This window comes from Porcipelethomonas sp. (assembly GCF_051893655.1).
In the GTDB taxonomy this organism is placed as follows: domain Bacteria; phylum Bacillota; class Clostridia; order Oscillospirales; family Ruminococcaceae; genus Porcipelethomonas.
The window spans coordinates 1-5,267 of sequence record NZ_JBJFHN010000003.1 but is presented as its reverse complement, the minus strand read 5'-3'; the positions used below and the strand labels follow the sequence as shown (position 1 = coordinate 5,267).

Below are 5,267 nucleotides of genomic sequence, written 5' to 3'. Positions count from 1 at the left end.
GCAAAGAAATGTAATGACAGGTTGCAGACAACAAACTGGAACGCTTAGAAAGCGAACCACAACTGTATTAAAAAAATTTGCAGCTTGCGAAGCCCTAACATTATCGCTCATCTTGATGGGAGCTTTCTTGAAATAAATGTTTCCTTTAAAATAAATTGTCGAGCCTCATTTAAAATATACCAGTAAATAAAGCCACGTTTAAAAGTTTTTGTCTTACTTTTTTCAAAAAGTAAGCTGTCGAGCCTTATCTGAGTGAATCAATAAAATTAAGCCACGTCTAAAAATTTTTGCTTACTTTTTTTCAAAAAGTAGATTTTTGATTCTTTCTACAGCTTCAATTGTATTTTCTCTGTCGCCGAAGGAAGTCAGTCTGAACCAGCCTGCACCGTTTTTACCGAATCCCTCTCCCGGAGTACCTACAACATAAGCATTATTGAGAAGATAATCGAAAAACTCCCAGCTTCCCATATTATTCGGGCATTTCAGCCAGATATACGGAGAATTCACGCCGCCTGTGTATTTAATTCCAAGCTCGTCCATAGCATTTGCGATAATTTTAGCATTTTCCTTGTAATACGCAATATTTTCACGAGTCTGCTTCTGTCCCTCTTTTGAGAACACTGCCGCAGCAGCACACTGTACCGGATAGGATACGCCGTTGAACTTTGTGGAAAGTCTTCTGTACCACAGCTTGTAAATATTTGTACCGTCAAGCACCAGTTCTTTTGGAATCACAGTGTAACCGCATCTTGTACCTGTAAATCCTGCAGTTTTGGAAAGTGAGCACATTTCTATAGCGCAGGTTCTTGCACCCTCAATTTCAAAAATACTTCTCGGCTTGTCTTCCTCAGTAATAAATGCTTCATAAGCTGCGTCATAGATAATAAGAGAATTGTTTGCATTCGCATAGTCTACCCATGCCTTAAGCTGAACCCTGTCAAAGCAAGCACCCGTCGGGTTATTAGGAGAGCAAAGATAAATAATATCAGCCTTTACTGGCGGATCAGGAGCAGCACAGAAGCCGTTTTCCTCATTGCCGTCAGCATAAATAATCTTTCTTCCTGCCATAATGTTTGAATCAACATAAACAGGATAAACAGGGTCTGTTACTAAAACAACGTTGTCCTTGTCAAAGATATCGCCGATATTTCCGGCATCGCTTTTAGCACCGTCATTTATAAGCACCTCATCAGCTGAAACACAAACGCCGAAGCCTTTATAGTAATCAGCCACAGCCTGTCTTAAGAATTCATAGCCTTCATAGTCAGGATAGCCTTTAAAGGTTTCCTTGACTCCCAGTTCGTCACAGCCTTTTTTCATAGCTTCAATAACAACAGGTGCCAGAGGAAGAGTAACGTCACCGATACCCAGCTTAATAATTTTTTTGTCAGGATTTGCTTGTATAAACTCATTTGTCTTTCTTGCAACATCGGCAAACAGATAATTCGGAACAAGATTTTCAAAGTTCTTATTTACTTTTGTCATTATATTACTCCTTAGTTTATTATTTTATAAAACTTACGTCAACATCTCCGTCGCAGATTAAAGCGGCAGGACCTTTCATGATAACAGTACCGTCACTTTTCCATGTGATTTTAAGGTCGCCGCCTCTCAAATGAACAGTAACCTCGCTGTCATGCTTACAGTATCCGTTTAAAACAGACGCTACAACAGATGCGCATGCACCTGTACCGCAGGCGAAAGTTTCTCCGCTGCCTCTTTCCCATACTCTCATATAAAGAGTATCTGAATCAGCAACTTTAATAAATTCAGTATTTATTCTGTCCGGGAACAGCTTGTGATTTTCAAAAGAGGGTCCGATTTTTTCAAGATCGAGGTCTTTTATTTCATCCATGTACACAATGGCATGAGGATTGCCCATTGATACGCATGTTATTTTATATTCCGTTCCGTCAACGTCAACAGGTTCGGAAATAAATCTTTCCTTATCGGAATTCACCGGAATATCTTTCGGTACAAGTACAGCCTTTCCCATATCTACTTCAACATACTCAACCTTACCGTTTTCCGGGAACAGCTTTAAATATTTTATACCTGAATTTGTTTCCAGAGTAATTTCAGTTTTATCTGTCATACCCTTATCGTAGACATATTTTCCTATACAGCGTGTAGCGTTTCCGCACATCATAGCTTCAGAGCCGTCTGCATTAAAAATTCTCATTCTGAAATCAGCCTTGTCTGACGGCATAATAAGCACCAGTCCGTCAGAACCGATACCCTTATGCCGGTCACTTACATATATGGAAACCTTTTCCGGATTTTCAACAGTTTCTTCAAAACAGTTGACATAAATGTAATCGTTGCCGATACCATGCATTTTGGTAAACTTCATTTTTTCCGCTCCTTTTTTATAATTTCACTATTTAAGTATATATTATTTTCCCCTAAAAATCAATTACTTTTTTGAAAAAATTGAAAATGATATTTAATTTAAAAGTTTTGGTCAAGCTTTTTCAAAAGCTTGCGGTTTGCAAAGGAAGAGCCTTGGTCGCCGTCCGCAGACGGCGAAATTCCTGTGCCTTAGAAGCACTTTTACGGGAATGAATTCCAAAACAGTCCAGTGGACTGTTTTGGAAGAGGGGACGCTTTGCAAGTGAAAGCGTCCCCTGATTTACTTAAATTCAAGTTTTTTACAGTCTTAAAGCCTGAAGATTTTAAATCTCCAGGCTTTAAAGAATCAGTTATTTAATGACTCTGACTTTAATAACACCGTCAACAGCATTTATTTTATCTGTAACAGAATCTGTAACATCTCCGGCAACGTCAAGCATTGTATAAGCATAATCTTTCTTGCTTGCATTTACCATATTTTCAATATTAAGACCTGCGTCACCTACAGCAGAAGTAATCTGAGCGATAATTGACGGAACATTTTTATGAAGTATGCAAACCTTTGTACCAGTTGCATTCATCATAGCATTCGGGAAATTAACACTGTTTTTGATATTTCCGTTTTCAATATAATCAATAAGTTCGTTAGCTGCCATAACTGCACAGTTATCTTCGCTTTCAGGAGTTGAAGCTCCCAGATGAGGAAGAACGATTACATTTTCAACACCCAGTACAACATCATCTGCAAAGTCAGTTACATACTTTGCAACTTTACCGTCAGCAATAGCCTTTACTACTGCTTCGCTGTTTATCAGTTCGCCTCTTGCAAGATTGATAAGACGAACGCCGTCTTTCATCAATGCGATCTGTTCAGCGTCAATAGTATTTTTTGTATCAGGTGTATACGGTACATGAATTGAGATATAATCACTGTTTTTATACAGTTCATTTACATCTGAAACAACCTTTACAGCCGGATCAAGATTAAGCGCACCGTTTACAGAAAGGAACGGATCATAGCCGATAACATTCATGCCCAGTGAAACTGCTGCATTGGCAATTTTTCCGCCGATAGCTCCCAGACCGATAATACCGAGAGTTTTGCCCATTATCTCAGGACCTGCAAATTTAGCTTTTCCGCCCTCAACTGTCTTAGGAGCGTCCGGAGTACCCTTAAGTGAAGCTGCCCATGCAGCAGCCTCAGTAATCTTTCTTGAGGAAAGGAGAAGTGCGCAGATTGCAAGCTCTTTAACTGCATTTGAATTTGCTCCCGGAGTATTGAAAACGACAATACCCTGTTCAGCACAGCGGTCAACAGGAATATTGTTTACGCCTGCACCTGCTCTTGCAATAGCAAGCAGATCTGAACCGAATTCCATGTCGTGAAGCTTTGCGGAACGCACCATTATAGCGTCAGGATTTTCTACAGAATCGCCCACTGTATATTTGCTGCTGTCGAATTTTTTTGTACCTACAGCGGCAATTTTATTTAAAGTCAGAATATTTCTCATTGTAAAGTAACTCCTTTGAATGAATTAAGCATTTTCAGCTTCAAACTTCTTCATAAATTCAACAAGCTTTTCAACGCCTTCAATAGGCATAGCATTGTAGATGGAAGCTCTCATACCGCCTACTGTTCTGTGACCTTTCAGGTTTTCAAATCCGGCAGCCTTTGCTTCCTTGACAAATTTAGCGTCCAGATCAGCATTGCCTGTAACGAAAGGAACGTTCATGAGAGATCTGTCTTCCGGAACAACAGTACCCTTAAACATCTTGCTCTGGTCAAGATAATCATAAAGGATCTTTGCTTTCTTTTCATTATGAGCCTTCATAGCTTCAAGTCCGCCCATTTTCTTTATCCACTTGAATACCTTGCCGCAGATATAAATACCGTAGCACGGAGGAGTATTGTAAAGAGAATCAGCATCAGCCTGAGTTTTCCACTTAAGCATTGTCGGAGTACCCTCTAAAACATCGTCAGTAATAAGATCCTCACGGATAATAGCGATAACAACGCCGGCAGGACCTATGTTTTTCTGAACACCGCCGTAAATTACGCCGTATTTTGTAACATCAACCGGTTCTGACAAAAAGCATGATGAAACGTCAGCAACAAGAGTCTTGCCCTTGGTATTCGGAAGCTTCTTATACTTTGTACCGTAAATAGTATTGTTTTCACAGATATAAACATAATCTGCATCCTCCGGAATATCCAGGTCGGAACAGTCAGGAATATATGAGAAAGTCTTGTCAGCAGAAGAAGCCACAGCAACTGCGTCACCGTATTTCTGAGCCTCCTGATAAGCCTTCTTAGCCCACTGACCTGTGATTATGTAAGCTGCCTTTTTATTTTTCATAAGATTCATAGGAACTGCAGCAAACTGCTGGGAAGCTCCTCCCTGAAGGAACAAAACCTTATAGTTGTCAGGAATATTCATAAGCTCACGGATATCCTTTTCAGCTTCCTTGATAATATCATCAAAAGCCTTTGAACGGTGGCTCATTTCCATTACAGACATTCCTGTACCCTTATAATCAAGCATTTCTTCAGCTGCTTCCTTTAATACTTCCTCAGGAAGTACGGCAGGACCAGCACTGAAATTATATACTCTGCCCATTGCTAAAACCCTCCAAATTTATATTTGTTTAAATTCTATACCTTTATATTATACTATTCTGAAGGATATAAGTCAATAAGAAAATTGAATTATTTTACACATTTCTGTCCCATTTTGTGCTAATGTGACAAATAAGCATGTCCGCCCGGAAAGATTTTTTTATTTCCTGCTTCTTTAATAAATAAAAAAATCCTAAGACTTTTGTCTTAGGATTGATAAACGCCAAGAATATTTTCCCAGCGAATGGAGCGGATTACGAGGCTCGAACTCGCTACCTCCACCTTGGCAAGGTGGCGC

The 5,267-nt window shown here is 39.6% G+C and carries 4 protein-coding genes; all 4 read right to left on the bottom strand.

What is annotated here, in order from left to right; translation table 11 throughout:
- Positions 1-291: 291 nt before the first annotated feature.
- Positions 292-1,485: an LL-diaminopimelate aminotransferase gene (locus ACI4WO_RS00160; RefSeq protein ID WP_439805536.1), complete on the bottom strand. Its 1,194-nt coding sequence runs from the start codon at positions 1,483-1,485 to the stop codon at positions 292-294.
- Between the two features lie 19 nt (positions 1,486-1,504).
- Positions 1,505-2,353 carry a diaminopimelate epimerase gene (gene dapF, locus ACI4WO_RS00155; protein WP_439805535.1) on the bottom strand — a complete coding sequence of 283 codons (849 nt, stop codon included), beginning with the start codon at positions 2,351-2,353 and terminating at the stop codon, positions 1,505-1,507.
- A 349-nt stretch (positions 2,354-2,702) separates the two neighbouring features.
- Positions 2,703-3,863, bottom strand: a complete 1,161-nt coding sequence (locus ACI4WO_RS00150; RefSeq protein WP_439805534.1) for a phosphoglycerate dehydrogenase — start codon at positions 3,861-3,863, stop codon at positions 2,703-2,705.
- Between the two features lie 24 nt (positions 3,864-3,887).
- Entirely contained in the window at positions 3,888-4,970 is a 1,083-nt protein-coding gene (serC, locus tag ACI4WO_RS00145) for a 3-phosphoserine/phosphohydroxythreonine transaminase (protein ID WP_439805533.1), read from the bottom strand.
- Positions 4,971-5,267: the final 297 nt, after the last annotated feature.

Coding starts and splice junctions, on each gene's coding strand:
- dapF (WP_439805535.1), bottom strand. CDS start 2,353: ATGAAGTTTACCAAAATGCATGGTATCGGCAACGATTACATTTATGTC.
- ACI4WO_RS00160 (WP_439805536.1), bottom strand. CDS start 1,485: ATGACAAAAGTAAATAAGAACTTTGAAAATCTTGTTCCGAATTATCTG.
- serC (WP_439805533.1), bottom strand. CDS start 4,970: ATGGGCAGAGTATATAATTTCAGTGCTGGTCCTGCCGTACTTCCTGAG.
- ACI4WO_RS00150 (WP_439805534.1), bottom strand. CDS start 3,863: ATGAGAAATATTCTGACTTTAAATAAAATTGCCGCTGTAGGTACAAAA.